Source organism: Rhizobium album (assembly GCF_003122325.1).
In the GTDB taxonomy this organism is placed as follows: Bacteria; Pseudomonadota; Alphaproteobacteria; order Rhizobiales; family Rhizobiaceae; genus Metarhizobium; species Metarhizobium album.
The window spans coordinates 148,859-166,769 of the sequence record NZ_QFBC01000010.1; the positions used below are offsets into that span (position 1 = coordinate 148,859).

Here is a 17,911-nt window from a genome sequence, read left to right on the forward strand (position 1 = left end):
ATGGGCCATTTTCGAATGGGACGCGTATGCGGCGGCTTCTTGTTGCGTTTTTGCCAGTGGTCATGGTCCTGTCCGGCTGCACGTCAAGCAGTTACGACCTGATCGAGACGGCCGCCATCCCGCCGAAATTCGAGGACAAGGATCCGCAGGATTTCGGACCGAAACATCCCAATCGCCATCCGGTGCACGGCATCGACGTGTCGAAATGGCAGGGCGACATCGAATGGGAAAAGGTCAAGGCTTCGGGCGTCTCCTTCGCCTTCATCAAGGCGACCGAAGGCAAGGACCGGCTCGACACCCGTTTCCATGAATACTGGCGACGGGCGAATGCCGTCGGCATTCCGCACGCGCCGTATCATTTCTACTATTTCTGCTCGACGGCGGACGAACAGGCCGACTGGTTCATCCAGAACGTGCCGAAGGTTTCGATGGACATGCCGCCGGTGCTGGATGTCGAGTGGAACGGTGAGTCCAAGACTTGTCTGACCCGCCCTGCCCCCGACACGGTGCGCAGCGAGATCAAGCGCTTCATGGATCGCATCGAAGCCTATTATGGCAAGCGCCCGATCATCTATACTTCCGTCGATTTCCATCGCGACAACCTGGTCGGCTATTTCGGCGACTATCACTTCTGGGTGCGCTCCGTCGCCGCCCATCCGGAAAAGACCTATGCCGACCGGCGCTGGGCCTTCTGGCAATACACCTCGACGGCCGTCGTTCCGGGCATTCCCGGCAATACCGACATCAACGTCTTCGTCGGCACGCAGAAGAGCTGGAAGAAGTGGCTTGCCTCCGCCAACAAGTCGTGATTTTTGCTGCCTGTTTCATGATCTTTCTTGCTTCCGTCACAATGTTCTGTGAAAGCCACCAAAGCTGAACAGAGAAAAAGGATTGCCGTATGTCCCGTTTTGCCGCCCGCCGTTTCGGACTTCTGATGTGCTTTACGTCGATCCTGGCAACCACCGCGGCAGCGCAGGAATGCGGCGGCGACCTGGGGGCCTTCCTTGACGGCGTCAAGAAGGAAGCCGTCGCAGGCGGCATTCCGGCCGAGATCGCCGACAGGGCGCTTGCCGGCGCCCGCATCGACGAAAAGGTGCTGTCGCGCGACCGGGCCCAGGGTGTCTTCAAGCAGACCTTCCTGGAATTCTCGCAGCGCACCGTCAGCAAGGCGCGCCTCGATATCGGCGCCAGGAAGATCAAGGAATATGCCGAGGTCTTTGCCCGCGCTGAGCAGGAATTCGGCGTTCCCGCCGGCGTGATCACCGCCTTCTGGGCAATGGAAACCGATTTCGGCGCCGTGCAGGGCGATTTCAACACGCGCAACGCCCTCGTGACGCTGTCGCATGACTGCCGCCGCCCGGAACTCTTCCGGCCGCAGCTGATCGCGCTGATCAAGATGGTCGAGCACGGCGACCTCGACCCGCAGACCAATACCGGCGCCTGGGCCGGCGAAATCGGCCAGGTGCAGATGCTGCCGAAGGACATCATCGCCTTCGGCGTCGACGGCGACGGCGACGGCCACGAAAACCTCAAGACCAGCGCGCCGGACGCCATCCTGACGGCTGCAAAATTCATCCAGCATCTCGGCTTCCGCCGCGGCGAACCCTGGATCCAGGAAGTGACGCTGCCGGAAAACCTGCCCTGGGAAAAGTCGGGCCTCGGCGGCACGCTGACGGCCGGCGACTGGTTCGCGGCTGGCGTGACCCCGCGTGACGGCAATACCAGCTTCGCCAGCCTGCCGGCGGCGCTGGTGCTGCCGCAGGGTCGCAAAGGCCCTGCCTTCATCACCTATCCGAATTTCAACGTGTATCTGGAATGGAACCAGTCCTTCATCTACACGACGTCGGCTGCCTATTTCGCCACGCGCCTGAACGGCGCCCCGGCCTATGACAAGGGCAACCCGGAAACCGGCCTGAACGACGCCGACATGCGGGCGCTGCAGACCAAGCTGCAGGCGCTGGGCCACGACGTCGGCAAGATCGACGGCATCCTCGGCTCCGGCACCCGTGTCGCCATCCAGAAGGAACAGGCGCGCCTCGGCATGCCGGCAGACGGTTGGGCGACACCGGCGCTGCTCGGCGCGCTCTGATCAACCAGTCGTCCCCGGCTTTCTTGTCTCGGTGACAAGAATCGGGTGGTTGGGGCGGCAGCCGCCGCCTACAGCCTTCCGCACGTTGCGGGAGGACGGTCATGGCAGGTGAAACGGAATACAGGATGAGCACCCTCACCTGGGGACTCCTGGTGTTGCTCGGCCTCATCTGGGGCGGTTCGTTCTTCTTCGCCCGCATCGCCGTGCAACAAGTGCCACCCTTCACGCTGGTGTTCCTGCGGCTGTCGCTCGCCGCCATCGCCCTGCATCTCTATCTCCACGGCCGTTTCGGCCTCTACGCGGCGCTGCGCAGCCGCTGGCGGCAATTCCTGGTGATGGGCCTGATCAACAACGCCGTGCCGCACACTCTGATCTTCATGGGCCAGACCGAAATCGGCGCCGGCCTTGCCGCCATCCTCAACGCCACGACGCCGATCTTCACCGTGCTGATCGCCAACAGCCTGACGAAGGACGAAAAACTCACCTCGGCAAAGCTGGCGGGCTGCATTCTCGGTCTGGCCGGCACCGCGATCATGATCGGCCCCGGCGCCTTCGCCCGCAGCGGCATCCCGTTCTGGGCGCTGCTCCTGCCGGTGCTCGCCGCGGTCTCCTATGGTTTTGCCGGCACCTACGGCAAGCGGTTCCGCGGGCTTGCCGCCCCGGTAACCGCCGCCGGCCAACTGACGGCCTCCTCGTTGATGATGCTGCCGGTCTGCCTGTTCGTCGATGCCCCCTGGACGCTCTCCCTGCCCTCCACCGGCGCCATCGCCGCCATCCTCGGCCTCGCCCTGCTGTCGACCGCCTTCGCCTACATCCTGTTCTTCCGCATCATGAGCCTGGCCGGCGCCACCAATACGTCGCTGGTGACGCTGCTCGTGCCGCCAAGCGCCATCCTGCTCGGCATCCTGTTTCTCGGCGAACATCTGGAGGCGACCGAGATCGGCGGCATGCTGCTGATCGCCGCCGGCCTCGTCATTCTCGACGGCCGGGTGCTGGCAAGGCTCCGGCCGGCCTGAGCCTGCGGCCAGAATCAGCCTCTCGCTTCCCTCCTCCGGCCAGCGCCGGAAGCAACCCATGCGCGGAAGGCGAACACCACAAACAATATTCATAAAAACCAGCGATTTACAGGCTTTTGCTTCCTGCAAACTCATCCGGCCGGGCCATTAACCTCGGATAACCGAATGTTAAACTGCCGCAAAAAATTGTGAATAATTTTTTGGATGAATTTTCAATAGCTTGCAATTCAACATCAGCATTTTCTGCGCAGTGTCTTCGCAGCGCAACATTGAAAGCGCTTTTCAGCCGCCATAAATCCGACATATGATTTAACGGTCAACGCAAGGAGGCAACAATGGGACTTACGAATTCCTTCAATGTCCTTCTGGTCAGTGCAGCATTTGTGTTCATCGCAACCATGCTTTTTATCTAGGGGAAAGTCGCCGATCCTTCCAAACGTCAGCGACTGACGACAGACCAGTCTTCGAGCACTCTTCGCAAGACACACACATCAAGACAAACGCATGGCGATGGGAGTATCGCCATGCGTTTTTCTTTTCAGCGCGGGTGGAACAGGATCAGGCAGCGGCGCCGGTGGTTTCAGCCACCTTCCGCGTCAGGCCAAGCCGCGCAAACGTCTCGTTGACCAGCGGCGCGCGGTTCATCGAATAGACGTGGAATTCGTGAATGCCGCGCCGGACGAGATCGGCCATCTGCTCGGCGGCAACATCCGCCGCCACGGCAGCGCGCTCCGCCGGCTTGTCGTCCAGCCCCTCGAACCGTTCGTCGAGGCGCGCCGGCACGGTCGTGCCGCAGGCGCCGGCGAACCGCTTGAGCTGCGTCAGGTTCTGGATCGGCATGATGCCCGGCACGATGGGAATGGTGATACCGGCGGCACGCACGCGCTCGAGATAGCGTTCGAAGACATCGTTGTCGAAAAAGAATTGCGTCAGCGCCCGGTTGGCGCCGTTATCCACCTTGCGTTTCAGCATGTCGATATCAGCCGCCGTGTCACGGCTTTCCGGATGCTTTTCCGGATAGGCGGAAACGGAAATCTCGAAATCGTCGATCGAGCGCAGGCCGGCGACGAGTTCCGCCGCATTGGCGTAGCCGCCGGGATGCGGCTGGTAGGCGGCGCCGACACCACCGGCCGGATCGCCGCGCAGGGCGACGAAATGGCGAACGCCGGCGGCCCGGAAATCTTCGACCACCTGGTGCACCTCGTCGCGGCTGGCGCCGACGCAGGTGAAGTGCGAGGCGGTCGGCAGCGCGGTTTCAGCCAGCAGCCGGCGCACCGTCGACAGGGTCGGCGCCCGCGTCGAGCCGCCGGCGCCATAGGTCACCGAAACGAATTCGGGGCGCCAGCCGGCGAGATCGTCGATGGTCGCCCACAACTGCCCCTCCATCTCCTCCGACTTCGGCGGGAAGAACTCGAAGGAAAAGTGAAGCTTCGCGAGGTCTGCGGAACGGAGGAGGGAATGGGACATCAGCGGCTCCCGACGAGAAGAGAGGAAGGCTGGCCGTCTTGGCCGGTTCGATCGGCGGCGCGTTCGTCACGCGCCAGCCAGATGGTGACGGTCAGATCCTGGCCGGCCTGTTTGCCGGAATGCAGATCGACGGATTTTTCCATTTTCAGGCCGGCCCGCTTCAGCCAGTCGGCCATCGCCTGGTTGGAGAAGCCGAGGCGGACATGCGCATGCTCGTCGCGCAGGTGCTCCAGCGTATGCGGCGCCAGATCGACGATCACCAGGCGGCCGCCCGGCCGCAGCATGCGCGCCGCTTCGGCGATCGCCAGTTCCGGCTGGTCGAGGAAGTGCAGCACCTGGTGGATGGTGACGAGATCGAAATCCTGTGCATCAAGCGGCAGGTTGAGAATATCGCCGTGCCGGACGGAGGCTTTGGCGACGCGGGCCTGATCGAGATTGGCGCGTGCCACCGCCAGCATGTCGCGGCTGGCATCGATGCCGACGGCGCGCTGGTAGAGCGGCTGCAGCAATTCGAGAATACGGCCGGTGCCGGTGCCGAGATCGAGCAGCGCCTCGACCGGTTCGTCGCCGACAAGTGCCACGATCGCCGCATCGATGTCGGCATCGCTGACATGCAGGCGGCGCAGCGCATCCCATTCGGCGGCATTGCGGCTGAAATAGGCCTGGGCGCGCTCGGCACGCACCCGCTTCACCGAGGCGAGACGGTCGCTGTCGCGCAGCAGCACCGGATCGTTCTCCGATGCCGTTTTCAGCAGCGTACGCGCCAGCGTCGCCGGCCGGCCTTCACGCTTCAGGCCGAAATAGGCCCAGGCGCCTTCCTGGTAGCGGTCGATGAGATCGGCCTCACCCAGCAGCTTGAGATGGCGGGAAATGCGCGGCTGCGACTGGCCGAGAATTTCCGTCAGGTCGGAGACCGTCAGGTCGCCCTGTTCCAGAAGCGCCAGCAACCGCAGCCGCGTGGGCTCGCCCACCGCCTTCAGCAGGTCCACCAGATCGTCGAGTCCGAATTTCACCAGATTAGCCACGAAACACCCAATCAAGATATAAAGATATCTTTATGTCATTAGATGTTTTGACGCAAGCGGGAAATGATCCGCCGCACATTTCTGTCGGCCGCGCCATGATGCTGCGGAAACGACGATCGGGCAAGAAAAAGGCCCCCGGATGACCGGAGGCCTTGGATTGCAGGCGGAAATCGGCACAGGGCCGGGAACGAAACGGGCGTTGCCGGCCAGGCCGGCCCTGCAGCCGCCCGGAGGCCGAAACCACTTTCGGCGGGAGGCTGCCGAAAGCGAAAGGGCCGATCAGCGCGTCAGGCGCTTGTAGGTGACCCGCTTCGGATTGACTGAATCCGCGCCGAGGCGGCGGATCTTGTCCTTCTCGTAGTCCTCGAAGTTGCCTTCGAACCACTCGACCTGGCTGTCGCCTTCGAAGGCGAGGATATGGGTTGCCAGGCGGTCGAGGAACATGCGGTCGTGGCTGATGATGACGGCGCAGCCGGCAAAGTTTTCCAGCGCGTCTTCCAGCGCCGCCAGCGTTTCCGTGTCGAGGTCGTTGGTCGGTTCGTCGAGCAGCACGACGTTGCCGCCGGCCTTCAACAGCTTGGCGAGATGCACGCGGTTGCGCTGGCCGCCCGACAGCGTGCCGACCTTCTGCTGCTGGTCGCCGCCCTTGAAGTTGAAGGCGCCGCAATAGGCGCGCGAATTCATCTCGTGCTTGCCGAGCTTGATGATGTCGTTGCCGCCGGAAATCTCTTCCCAGACCGTCTTGTTGCCATCGAGCGTATCGCGGCTCTGGTCGACATAAGCGAGATCGACGGTATCGCCGACGCGGATTTCGCCGCTATCGGGCTTCTCCTGGCCGGTGATCATGCGGAACAGCGTCGTCTTGCCGGCGCCGTTGGGGCCGATGACGCCGACGATGCCGCCGGGCGGCAGCTTGAACGACAGGTTGTCGATCAGCACGCGGTCGCCGTAGGACTTGGTGAGGTTTTCAGCCTCGATGACCACTTGGCCGAGACGCTCGCCGACCGGGATGACGATCTGCGCGTCGCCGGGGCGGCGGTCCGCCGCCGATTGCACCAGTTCGTCATAGGCGCGGATACGCGCCTTGGATTTCGCCTGGCGGGCCTTCGGGCTGGCGGCGATCCATTCCTGCTCGCGCGACAGCGCCTTCTGGCGGGTGGCCTCCTCGCGGCCTTCCTGCGCCATGCGCTTGGCCTTTGCCTGCAGGTAGGCGGAATAGTTGCCTTCGTAGGGAATGCCGCGGCCGCGATCGAGTTCGAGGATCCAGCCGGTGACGTTGTCGAGGAAGTAACGGTCGTGGGTGATCATCATCACGGCGCCGGGATATTCGCGCAGGTGCTTTTCCAGCCAGGCGATGGTTTCGGCGTCGAGGTGGTTGGTCGGTTCGTCGAGCAGCAGCAGGTCCGGCTTCGACAGCAACAGCTTGCAAAGCGCCACGCGGCGCTTTTCACCACCGGAGAGGCTGTCGACGCCAGCGTCGCCCGGCGGGCAGCGCAAGGCGTCCATGGCCATCTCCACCTGGCTTTCCAGATCCCAGAGGTTCTGGCTGTCGATGACGTCCTGCAGCTTGGCGCCCTCTTCCGCCGTCTCGTCGGAATAGTTCATCATCAGCTCGTTATAGCGGTCGAGGATCGCCGTCTTCGACGCCACGCCTTCCATGACGTTTTCCAGAACCGTCTTGGCGGAATCGAGCTGCGGCTCCTGCGCCAGGTAACCGAGAGTGGCGCCCTCCGCCAGCCAGGCCTCGCCGGTGAACTCCTTGTCAAGACCGGCCATGATGCGCAGCACCGTCGATTTACCGGCGCCGTTCGGGCCGAGAATACCGATCTTCGCATCCGGATAGAACGACAGGTGGATGTTTTCGAGAATCTTCTTCGGACCGTAGGACTTGTTGAGCCCCGACATATGATAGATGAACTGACGTGCCATTGGGATGATCGCTCCGCGCGGAAAAACTGGGATTGTGCCGCTATGTAGGCGAAATGCTCCGCGCGGGCAATGACGAAACCCAGCTTTCCGCCACGATCTGCCGCACCGCCCGCCTCACTGGAAACCGGCGGCGTCGACGATACCTTCCGGGCAATCGAATTTTGTCTTGCCGGCGCCGGCGATCATCGCCGCAAGCGAGACGTTCTCCGTCGAAACCGTGCCGTTGAGGCCGATCGTCAGTTCGGTGATGATCCGCCGGTCGCCATCCTTGTTGCAGCGCATCTTGACGCGGTCGCCCGCGCCGTCTCCGAAACTCTGCTCGAAAGCCTGCTTGATCGCGGCCTCCGTAAGCGGCTTGCCGATGTTGTCGGCGAACAGCGTGCCGACGGCCGAAGCGTTCAACTGCTCCAGCAGGAGCAACGACGTCCTGAAATAGGTCTCGGCGTCCACGCCGGAACAACTGCCGTGCTTGACCCATTCGTGGCGATCCAGACCCGACTGCATGCCCGGCATCTTCTGGGCCAGCGATGCGGCGGTATCCGGAGACAGGCTTAGAGCCGGCAGGTCCTTCCAGTCGCCCTTCTTGTCGGCAAGCTGCAACTCGGCGCTGACGTCGCAATAGGTTTTCCGGATCCTCCAGAGACCGTGCAGCGAGAAGCGGCTGGCGTCGAAACGGTCCGCCGTCTGGCTGGCGCATTCCGGCTTCTTGCGCCGCCGCTCGCAGAAACCCGGCTGCCAGCTTGCCGCAAGGATGAGTTGCGTCCGCCCCTTGCGGCCGGTCGCCGCCTGTTCCTGGGTTTTTGCCGCCGCGTCCTGCGAATCATCCTGTGCCGTCGCGCCGGCAGGGAAAAACAGTCCGAACGCAATCAAAAGCCAAGCCAGAACCATTGACCGGAAAGAAATCCCGCTCATGCGTCACCTCGTCGCCAATGAAGAACAAAACAGGATCAAATATGCATTACCACATGACAAATGCAACCCAGAATCGATATGGACGCGAGATTTTCGCACGTCGCCGAAGAGACACTTGCTTCTGTTGCGCAAATCCCCTTTGTTCGGGACATGGCATGGGGAGGCAGGGCGAATGTTTGACGAAAGGCGGCGGCGGCAGAGCCCCGACGGTGCCGATCTCGCCTGGCACCATCAGGAGGCGGCGATGCAGCCCCGCGGCATCCTGCTGATCAGCCACGGGCTTGCCGAACATTCCAGGCGCTACCGGCGCTTTGCCGAATACATGGCAGCCGAGGGATATCATGTCTACGCCCACGACCACCGCGGCCATGGCGAGACGCGGGCTGCGGATGCGCCGCTCGGCCGGTTTGCGCAGCGCGGCGGCACGCGGCGGGTGCTGGAAGACGTCTTCACCATCCGCGACATGGCCGCGGAGTGCCATCCGGGCCTGCCGATCATCCTGTTCGGCCATTCCATGGGGGGCCTGATCGCTTTGAACGCCGCCTTCGAGGATGCCAGCCGCTTCGATGCGCTTGCGGTCTGGAACTCGAATTTTCACCCGGGCCTCGCAGGCCGGGCGGCGCAGCTCATCCTTTTCATGGAGCGCTGGTTCAGGGGTTCGGACGTGCCGAGCGAGCTTCTGCCACGCCTGACATTCGAGGCCTGGGGACGATCGATAGCCGGCTACAAGACGCCTTTCGACTGGCTTTCCCGTGACGAAGCGGAAGTCGCGCACTATATCGACGATCCGCTCTGCGGCTTTGCCTGCAGCGTGTCGCTGTGGATCGACGTGTTTTCCCTGACATTTTCCGGCCCGAAACGCGCCCGGGCGGCATCAAGCGCCCGCGATCTGCCGATCCATCTCGTCGGCGGCGGGCAGGATCCGGCGACGACGAGGGGGCGCGCCGTCCTCGACCTCGCAAATGATTTGAAAAAGGCGGGATTCTCCAATATCAGCACCCGCATCTATGAGGAGATGCGCCACGAAACGCTGAACGAAATCGACCGCACCGTCGCCATGGCGGAGTTTGCCGCGTGGTGCGGGTCGGTTTCCGGTGGATTTGCCGCAAAAACGGGACGGTTGTGATCGATGGCGAGCAGTTCCACCCCGAAAGGAGCAACCGTTCCCGGCAGCGAAGTGATGACCGGGCTGGTCCTGATGTTCCTCGCCGTCCTGATCGGGCCGCTGATCGACATCTTTTCAAAGCTGGCAGCCTCGACGCTCGTTTCGACGGAAGTCGCCCTGTTCCGTTTCCTGCTGCAATCGCTGTTCATGCTGCCCTTCGTGCTCTGGCGCGGCGCGCTGGCGCAAATCTCCTGGCGCCAGACGCGTTTCCACATCATCCGCGGCGGCCTGATCGCATTGTCGATGATCTGTTTCGTCACCACCCTGCGGGTGATGGAGGTGGCCGATGCCATTGCGATCTTTTTCGTCGAGCCGATGATCCTGACGATCCTCAGCAGCATTTTCCTGAAGGAAATCATCGGCTGGCGGCGGTATACGGCTTGCGGCGTCGGCTTCCTCGGCGCGCTCTTGATTATCCAGCCGAGTTTCAACGAGGTGGGTTTCGTCGCCCTTCTTCCCGTCGTCACCGCCTTCTGCATCGCCATCTTCGCGCTGATGACGCGCGTGCTCGCCCATCGCGAAGATCCCTGGGCGATGCAGCTCCAGACCGGCATCTGGGGCGGCCTCATCTGCGGCGTCATCCTGTTTTTCGGCGAAGGCAGCGGGTCGCCGCTCTTCGATCCGTCCATGCCGGATCTTGCAGCTTCCGGCCATCTGCTCGGCGTCGGGATAGCGGCAACCATCTCCGGCATCCTGTCGGTCTATGCCTACCGCGCAGCACCCGCCTCGACGCTGGCACCGCTGCAATATTTCGAGATCGTTTCCGCAACCCTCTTCGCCTGGCTGGTCTTCGGCGATTTTCCCGATGCGATCAAATGGCTGGGCATCTCGATCATCATGGGCTCAGGCCTGTATATCATCTGGCGCGAGCGGCGTTTCGTCTCGCGGCCGGTGTCCGATACCTCAGAATCCGCTCTTTCGCCCTGAACTTCGAGGACATTCCATGACAACAGACAGATCCAAGCAGCCGCCGCTCGCCGGCTTTCGGGTGATCGAACTCGCCCGGGTTCTCGCCGGCCCCTGGGCGGGGCAGATGCTGGCGGACATGGGCGCCGATGTCATCAAGGTGGAAAACCCCGAAGGCGGCGACGATACCCGCGCCTGGGGCCCGCCCTTCGTCGAGGGCGCGGACGGCGAAAACCTGTCTGCCGCCTACTACCACTCGACCAACCGCGGCAAACGCTCGATCGCCGTCGATTTCAGCAAGCCGGAAGGCCAGGAGATCGTCCGCCGCCTGGTCAGGAGCGCCGATGTCGTCATCGAGAACTTCAAGGTCGGCGGCCTGAAGAAATACGGACTCGACTACGAAAGCCTGAAAGCGGTCAATCCCAAGCTGGTCTATTGCTCGATCACCGGTTTCGGGCAGACAGGCCCCTATGCCACCTTTGCCGGCTACGACTACATCGTCCAGGGCATGTCCGGCTTCATGTCGATCACCGGCGAGGCCGACGGCCAGCCGATGAAGGCGGGCGTCGCCATCGCCGATATCTTTACCGGCATCTATGCGGTCGCCGCCATCGAAGCAGCCCTCATCCACGCCCTGAAGTTTGGCCAGGGCCAGCATGTCGACATGGCACTGCTCGACGTGCAGGCCGGCGTGCTGGCCAACCAGAACATGAACTACCTGATCTCCGGCCGGGCGCCGAACCGGATGGGCAACGCCCACCCGAATATCGCCCCTTACGAAGTGGTGCCGGCGGCAGACGGCCATCTCATCCTGGCAGTCGGCAATGACGGCCAGTTCCGCCGGCTCTGCGGCATCTTCGGCATCGAAAGCCTGGCGGACGACGAACGGTTCGCCTCCAACAAGGCGCGTGTTGCCCATCGTGCCGAATTGCGGCCGATCATCTGCGCCGAGACCGTAAAGTGGAAGAAACGCGACCTGCTCGATGCCTGCGAGGGCAACGCCGTGCCGGCCGGCGCGATCAACACCATCGGCGAGATGTTCGAGGACCCGCAGGTCAAGGCCCGCGGCCTGCGCATCGACCTGGAAGACCGCGACGGCAACCGCATCCCGAGCGTGCGCAGCCCTATCGTCCTGTCGGAAACGCCGCTGGTCTACGAGCGGCCGAGCCCGCGGGTCGGCGAGCATACGCAAGAAATCCTCGAAGAATTGCAGCAATGGGAAAGGAAGGCCTGAGATGAAGAGAACCGGCGGAGAGCTGATCGTCGAGGCACTGAAAGCCAACGGCGTGAAGCGGATTTCCTGCGTGCCGGGCGAGAGTTACCTCGCCGTGCTGGACGCGCTGCACGACAGCGATATCGACGTCCTCGTCTGCCGCCAGGAAGGCGGCGCGGCGATGATGGCCGACACCTGGGGCCGGCTGACCGGCGAACCGGGCATCTGCATGGTCACCCGCGGGCCGGGCTCCACCAATGCGTCTGCCGGCCTGCATGTCGCCATGCAGGATTCGGTGCCGATGATCCTGTTCATCGGCCAGGTGCAGCGCGATGCCCGCGAGCGCGAGGCCTTCCAGGAGGTCGAATATCGCCGTGCCTTCACCGAATTCGCAAAATGGGTCGGCGAGATCGACGATGCCGCCCGCATTCCCGAATTCGTCACCCGCGCCTTTGCCGTCGCCACCTCCGGCCGCCCCGGCCCGGTGGTGCTGACCCTGCCGGAAGACATGCTGCGCGACAGCGTCGAGGTGCCGGCCGCCAGGCCCTACCAGCCGGTCGAAGGCCATCCTGGCCCATCGCAGGTCAAGGCCTTCCACGACATGCTGCTGGCGGCGGAACGGCCGATGGTCATCCTCGGCGGCACCCGCTGGACCGAGGAGGCCGTCGCAGACTTTCAAGAGTTTGCATCAGCGCACAACCTGCCGGTCGGCTGCTCGTTCCGCCGGCAGATGCTGTTCGACCATCTTCACCCGAGTTATGCCGGCGATGTCGGCATCGGCATCAATCCGGCCCTCGGCAAAGAGGTCAAGGAGGCCGACCTGATCGTGCTCATCGGCGGACGTTTCTCGGAAATGCCGTCCTCCGGCTACACGCTGATGGATATCCCCTACCCGCAGCAGAAGCTGGTGCATGTCTATCCCGATCCCGACGAGCTCGGCCGCGTCTACCGGCCGGAGCTTGCCATCGCTGCTGCGCCCGAACATTTCGTCGCCGCGCTGAAGGGATTGACGCCGCCTTCGACGCCCGCCTGGGCGAAGCGGACGGAAGACATGCACGCCGCCTACCTCGCCTGGTCGACGCCGCCGGCCTCGGGGCCGGGCGCGGTGCAGATGGGGCCGATCATGGACTGGCTGGAAGCCAACGTCGCCGAGGATACGATCTTCACCAACGGCGCCGGCAACTATGCCACCTGGGTGCACCGTTTCCATCGTTTCCGCCGCTTCAACACCCAGTCGGCGCCGGCTTCCGGCTCGATGGGTTACGGGCTTCCGGCCGCCGTCGCCGCCAAGCAGCTTTTTCCGCAACGCGAGGTCATCTGCTTTGCCGGCGACGGCTGCTTCATGATGCATGGGCAGGAATTCGCCACGGCCGTACGCTATGGCCTGCCGCTGATCACCGTGCTGGTCAACAACGGCATCTACGGCACGATCCGCATGCATCAGGAGCGGGAATATCCGGGCCGCGTCAGCGCCACCGGCCTCACCAACCCCGACTTCGCCGCCTTCGCCCGCGCCTATGGCGGCCACGGGGAAACGGTGGAAAGGACGGAGGATTTCGCAGGCGCCTTCGAGCGGGCGCGCCAGAGCGGCAAGCCGTCGATCATCGAGATCAGGCTCGATCCGGAAGCAATCACGCCGACCCGCACGCTGAGCCAGATCCGCGACCGGGCCTGAGGAGGCAGGCCCTGAGGAGGCAGGCAAGGCACAAAAAAAGGCCGGTTCGACGACCGGCCTTTTTCCATAGTGTCAGACAAATCAGTCGAGAGCGGCGATGACGACGAACTCGACCTTGTAGTCCGGGGTCGCCAGGGCGGCCTGGCTGGTGGCGCGGGCCGGCGTGTTCTTCGGGTCGACCCAAGCTTCCCAGACGGCGTTCATTTCGCCGAAGGTGGAGATGTCGGAGAGATAGATGATCGTCTGCAGGATCTTCGACTTGTTGGTGCCGGCGGCGGCCAGCAGACGATCGACTTCGGCCAGCGCCGACTTCGACTGCTCGGTGACGCTCACACCTTCACCGACCTGGCCTGCCAGGTACACGGTGTTGCCGTGGACGACAGCGCCGCTCATGCGCGGACCGGGCTCGATACGGGTAATGCTCATAGAAAACTCCCTCATGTTTGGAAATCGAAAGAAAGGGCCTGCGTCATGAACGCAGGTCCAAGAAGGCCAGCCCGCGACCGCAGGCCGGTAATCCTGAACGCCTGTCAGGCGCGGATATGCAGGGTCTGCTGGTAGACGGCGGTCGAGCGCGCGCCCGAACGGCAATAACCGAGCATCGGACGGGGAAACTCGTCGAGCGCATCGACCATGGCGGTGACGGCATCGGCGGTCACGCCCGCCGGACCGACCGGGATGTGTTTGATGTCGAGGCCGAGTTCTCCGGCGCGAGCGGCGATGTCTTCGAAACGCGGCTGGTCCGGAGCCTCGAAGTCCGGGCGATGGCAGACGATCGACTTGAAGCCGAGTGCCTTGATCTCGTCGAGATCCTCTACCCCGATCTGGCCGGTGACCGAGTATTCGTCGTTGATCTCACGAATGTCCATGGCGTTCTCCTCGATTGAAATCCAAGGATGATCTACGCTGTGGCAAAGGCAGCGTCAATTCAACGGCGTTCCAAACTTCTCAAACAAAGGAAAAACGCAATCCGTAGCTCCGGCTTTCGCCGGGTGCGATTTCCGTCAGTTCTCCCGACCGGCCGAGTTCGGCGCGGCCGACAAATCGATGCGAGCAGGGTTCGATGCCGAGCACATGCGCCGGCGCCGCCTGGTTGCGCCAGATCTGCAGGAACGGCAGCGTATCGGTGCGGAACGCCACCCGCAGCGACAGGCCGCCGAGCGAGGCCATCGGGCCGAGCACCAGTTCCGCCCATTCGGGACCCTCGGCCGGCACGCAGAAAACGCCGCCGGGGTCCTTGCCGAAGGTCCAGGGGAAGCCGCCGCCCTCCAGCATGACGCCGGACAGCCGGACATCGCCATCGAACAGTCGGGCGCCGATGTTCATGTGGTACATCAACATCGGCGGAAACGGTGCATCGCCGGTGTTGACGATCCGGTCGTCGAGCTGCACCTCGCCGGTCTTGCCGTCGATGAACCAGCGCCGCTCCAGCCGCGCCGGGCCGCCCTCGGTCATGCGCACGTCGACGACGGCATGGCATTCCGCGTCGCCGTTTTCGCCGGTGTTCGAAAGGATGGTCGCGGGATGGGCAGAAAAGGCGCCGTGCAGCGGATATTTGCGGCCCGCCGCATCGCCCTCGATTGGTTCGGGATGCCGCAGGTGATCCGGCCCGCAGGTAAAGAGGAAGCCTTCGAGCGAATGGTCGATGCGCGGATCGCCGTCGTCGGGAATGGCCCGTCCGGGCGCCAGGTTTTCGCCGCCGACGATGCACGCGCCGATATCGAGCACCGAACCCGAGTCGAGCGTCAGGCGCGGACCTTTGGCTGCCGAAAATTCGATCATGATAGTCCTCCCCTTGCCCGCTGGAGCCGGCATCCCCACCTGGCGTCCGAACAGGGCTCAAAACGCCGTCTCAATCGCATAGTGGCTGCGGTGTCGTTCCGTCAATCGCAAAGGATCGCTTTCACCGCCGTTGCACGCTTTGTCGCGGCAGCGGGCGGGCATTGCGAGAATCAGCCATGATGGCCAGATGCGGGATAGAGACATGCGCCCGAAACCTTCGGATACCGCCTCGCATTTGGATGAGAAGGGCGGGCGGTTGAAGCCATGTGGGCATCGGTCATAAACACGCCCGATTCAAATTTAATGGAACGTTCACCACAGATTCATGATTTTCACACTAGGGTCAAATTTGAGGTGTCTGTGACTTTTAAAGCGCTGCGTCGAGGATCGCCAAAACCGTGAGAAACGTTGTTAGAATTGCTGTATCTGCCGCCACGATGGTTTCGGTCATGGCGATTGCGGCTGCGGACGCGGAAGCCCAGCAGAGATATCGCCGCTACCAGAGCGAATCCGTGCTGGTCACGCCGGAAGGCTCCATCCTCGACTTTATGCCCGAGGAAAGCGAAGTCATCGTGCGGATCGACAGCCGCGGCCGCCGCGTGCTGATCGATCACTACGGCAATCTGGTCGCCACCGAAATGCCGGCCGATCTTTACTTCGCCCGCAACGAACAGCCGCGTTACGAAGACCCCTATCGCGACAACGACGACAATGGCGGCTTCGACGGTTTCGATGCCCGCGATCCCAGCACGATCACCGGCACCGTCCCCCGTCACGGCGACGTGACGCGCCTGCCGCTCGAAGACCAGTCGCTGCCCGGTTTCGAAAACGACAACGCCGAAGGCCAACTGCGAAACACCGCCCCCACCGACAACCAGGACATCACCTCGCTCGACCCGCAGGCAAGCCAGCCTGCCATCCAGGATACCGAGCCGGCGATCGTCCTGAAGAACAAGTCGCGCGCCGAAATCACCGCCCTGCAGGTCTTCCTCGACCGCGAAGGCGCATCGCCGGGCGTGATCGACGGCAAGATGGGCATGAACGTCACCAAGTCGATCCGTGCCTGGGAAAAGATCAGCGGCGAGACGCTCGACCCGAACGATACCGAAGCGATCCTCGAACGGCTGCGGCTGTCCGGCGGCATGCCGATCATCAGCTACACGATCACGCCGGCCGACGCCGCCGGGCCGTATGTTGCGGAGATTCCCGAGGATTATGCCCACAAGGCCCTGCTGCCGCGGCTTTCCTTCACCTCGACGACGGAAATGCTCGCCGAGCGGTTCCACATGGATGAGACCTATCTGAAGGAACTCAATCCCGGCGTTGACTTCAGCATTCCCGGCACCATCGTCAAGGTGGTCAATCCCGGTGAAGCCCGCACCGGCATCGTCGCCCGCATCGTCGCCGACAAGGGCCGCAAGCAGGTTCTTGCCTATGGCGAGGCCGGCGAACTGATCGCCGCCTATCCGGCCAGCATCGGCTCGTCCGACACGCCGTCACCCTCCGGCACCGTGACGGTGGAGCGCATCGCGCTCGATCCCGGCTACACCTACAATCCGAAGATCAACTTCCAGCAGGGCGGCAACGACAAGATCCTCGAAATCCCGCCGGGGCCGAACGGCCCGGTCGGCACGGTCTGGATCGCGCTGTCGAAACCCACCTACGGCATCCACGGTACGCCGGAACCGTCGAAGATCGGCCGGACGCAGAGCCATGGCTGCATCCGCTTGACGAACTGGGATGCGACCGAACTGGCCAAGATGGTCAAGCCGGGCGTCACCGTCGAGTTCATCGACTGACCGTCATCTTTTTGCAGGCATGGAAAAGCCCTCCGGAAACGACGTCCGGAGGGCTTTCATTTTACGCACGACGAAAGCGGGATTTCAGGCTGCGTCGGAGAGGCGGCGGAATGTCGGGCGACCGCGGCGCAGCGGAACGTAGCGCGTGACTTCGTCGGCGAACTGCCGGGCATTTTCCATGGCCTTGTCGAGATTGCTGACCTTCGCCGGGTCCATGCCCGTCAGCGTGCCGCCACAATCGAAGATGTCACGGAAGGCGGAGCGTTCGATGATCGGCGTGCCGAGCACGTGCACCTGGCGCTCGGCGAGCAGCATCTTCACCGAGAGAAGCGCGCGCGTCGTGACGAGCGAATTGACCCGGGTCAAGACCACCGAATGCGGGATCTCGATACCGGCCTTGTCGGAGAGGTATTTCAGCAGTTCCAAAACCTGCGCGCCGCCGCGCGCATCCATGGCGCAGCCCTGGATCGGGATCAGCACATGGTCGGAAAGGCCGAGCGCGGTGGCAAGCAGGGGATTGCGGGTGCCGGGCAGATCGATGATGAAACAATCGGTCCGGTCCTGGTTTTCCGTGATGTGCTGCTGGATCGACGCCATGGTGACGTAGGAGATCACCGAAAGGTTCGGAATGGTGCCGGAAATATCGTGCCAACGCGAAATCCAGTGCTGCGGATCGGCATCAAGGATGGTGATCCGATATCCCTGGCGGGCAAGCTCGGTTGCAAGGATAAGCACCGCAGTGGTTTTGCCGGCGCCGCCCTTTGTGTTGGCAAATGTAATGACTGGCATGTTCGATCCTTGATGTGGCAGAGCAGTGCATCGCTCTGAATCAGCACCTCGGAAGAGCATGGTGCGTTTCGTACATCTTTTCCAAATATGGTTAATGAAGTGGAAATTCCCGGACCGGTTTTATCATCACAATTTCTTGGGTCG

At 63.0% G+C, this 17,911-nt stretch carries 16 protein-coding genes; 8 read left to right on the forward strand and 8 right to left on the reverse strand.

The annotated features are described in order from the left end of the window. Positions 1-26 precede the first annotated feature (26 nt). The 3 genes from DEM27_RS20600 (at position 27) to DEM27_RS20610 (ending at position 3,105) form a co-directional block, all read left to right on the forward strand. Entirely contained in the window at positions 27-809 is a 783-nt protein-coding gene (locus DEM27_RS20600) for a glycoside hydrolase family 25 protein (protein ID WP_109460130.1), read from the forward strand. 125 nt (positions 810-934) lie between these two features. Then, positions 935-2,089 carry a lytic murein transglycosylase gene (locus DEM27_RS20605; RefSeq protein WP_245445980.1) on the forward strand — a complete coding sequence of 385 codons (1,155 nt, stop codon included), beginning with the start codon at positions 935-937 and terminating at the stop codon, positions 2,087-2,089. Between the two features lie 101 nt (positions 2,090-2,190). After that, positions 2,191-3,105, forward strand: a complete 915-nt coding sequence (locus tag DEM27_RS20610; RefSeq protein WP_109460132.1) for a DMT family transporter — start codon at positions 2,191-2,193, stop codon at positions 3,103-3,105. 558 nt (positions 3,106-3,663) lie between these two features. Here the strand turns inward: DEM27_RS20610 and metF are convergent. The 4 genes from metF to DEM27_RS20630 all read right to left on the reverse strand — a co-directional run bounded on the left by metF (position 3,664) and on the right by DEM27_RS20630 (position 8,438). Beyond that, a complete protein-coding gene (gene metF, locus DEM27_RS20615; protein ID WP_109460133.1) occupies positions 3,664-4,572 on the reverse strand; it encodes a methylenetetrahydrofolate reductase [NAD(P)H] in 909 nt (302 codons plus the stop codon). Then, the gene (locus DEM27_RS20620) at positions 4,572-5,588 is read right to left on the reverse strand and encodes an ArsR/SmtB family transcription factor (protein ID WP_420028844.1); all 1,017 of its coding nucleotides are present in this window, start codon (positions 5,586-5,588) and stop codon (positions 4,572-4,574) included. The genes metF and DEM27_RS20620 overlap by 1 nt, the downstream gene beginning before the upstream one ends. A gap of 288 nt (positions 5,589-5,876) precedes the next feature. After that, positions 5,877-7,526: an energy-dependent translational throttle protein EttA gene (ettA, locus tag DEM27_RS20625; RefSeq protein WP_109460135.1), complete on the reverse strand. Its 1,650-nt coding sequence runs from the start codon at positions 7,524-7,526 to the stop codon at positions 5,877-5,879. Positions 7,527-7,640: 114 nt separating this feature from the next. After that, entirely contained in the window at positions 7,641-8,438 is a 798-nt protein-coding gene (locus DEM27_RS20630) for a ribonuclease T2 family protein (protein WP_245445970.1), read from the reverse strand. A gap of 172 nt (positions 8,439-8,610) precedes the next feature. Here DEM27_RS20630 and DEM27_RS20635 point away from each other — a divergent pair, with 172 nt between their 5' ends. From DEM27_RS20635 to DEM27_RS20650, 4 genes are read left to right on the forward strand one after another with little or no spacing between them, the layout of a single operon-like run. Next, positions 8,611-9,564, forward strand: coding sequence for an alpha/beta fold hydrolase (locus DEM27_RS20635; RefSeq protein WP_109460137.1), 954 nt, complete (start codon positions 8,611-8,613; stop codon positions 9,562-9,564). Positions 9,565-9,567: 3 nt separating this feature from the next. Continuing rightward, on the forward strand, positions 9,568-10,530 hold the full coding sequence (locus tag DEM27_RS20640) for a DMT family transporter (RefSeq protein WP_109460138.1): 963 nt from the start codon (positions 9,568-9,570) through the stop codon (positions 10,528-10,530). Between the two features lie 16 nt (positions 10,531-10,546). Beyond that, complete coding sequence (caiB, locus tag DEM27_RS20645) at positions 10,547-11,743, forward strand: succinate--glutarate CoA-transferase (protein WP_109460139.1); 1,197 nt, start codon at positions 10,547-10,549, stop codon at positions 11,741-11,743. 1 nt (position 11,744) lies between these two features. Continuing rightward, on the forward strand, positions 11,745-13,397 hold the full coding sequence (locus tag DEM27_RS20650) for a thiamine pyrophosphate-binding protein (RefSeq protein WP_109460140.1): 1,653 nt from the start codon (positions 11,745-11,747) through the stop codon (positions 13,395-13,397). Positions 13,398-13,478: 81 nt separating this feature from the next. Here DEM27_RS20650 and DEM27_RS20655 read toward each other — a convergent pair whose 3' ends face one another. From DEM27_RS20655 to DEM27_RS20665, 3 genes are all read right to left on the reverse strand, one after another. Then, complete coding sequence (locus DEM27_RS20655) at positions 13,479-13,823, reverse strand: RidA family protein (protein WP_109460141.1); 345 nt, start codon at positions 13,821-13,823, stop codon at positions 13,479-13,481. Positions 13,824-13,927: 104 nt separating this feature from the next. Beyond that, the gene (locus DEM27_RS20660; protein WP_109460142.1) at positions 13,928-14,266 is read right to left on the reverse strand and encodes a protein tyrosine phosphatase family protein; all 339 of its coding nucleotides are present in this window, start codon (positions 14,264-14,266) and stop codon (positions 13,928-13,930) included. A gap of 79 nt (positions 14,267-14,345) precedes the next feature. Then, positions 14,346-15,179, reverse strand: coding sequence for a DUF4432 family protein (locus DEM27_RS20665; protein ID WP_109460143.1), 834 nt, complete (start codon positions 15,177-15,179; stop codon positions 14,346-14,348). A gap of 398 nt (positions 15,180-15,577) precedes the next feature. Here DEM27_RS20665 and DEM27_RS20670 point away from each other — a divergent pair, with 398 nt between their 5' ends. Then, positions 15,578-16,978, forward strand: coding sequence for a L,D-transpeptidase (locus DEM27_RS20670; protein WP_420028843.1), 1,401 nt, complete (start codon positions 15,578-15,580; stop codon positions 16,976-16,978). Between the two features lie 84 nt (positions 16,979-17,062). Here DEM27_RS20670 and DEM27_RS20675 read toward each other — a convergent pair whose 3' ends face one another. Then, on the reverse strand, positions 17,063-17,767 hold the full coding sequence (locus tag DEM27_RS20675; RefSeq protein WP_109460145.1) for a ParA family protein: 705 nt from the start codon (positions 17,765-17,767) through the stop codon (positions 17,063-17,065). Positions 17,768-17,911: the final 144 nt, after the last annotated feature.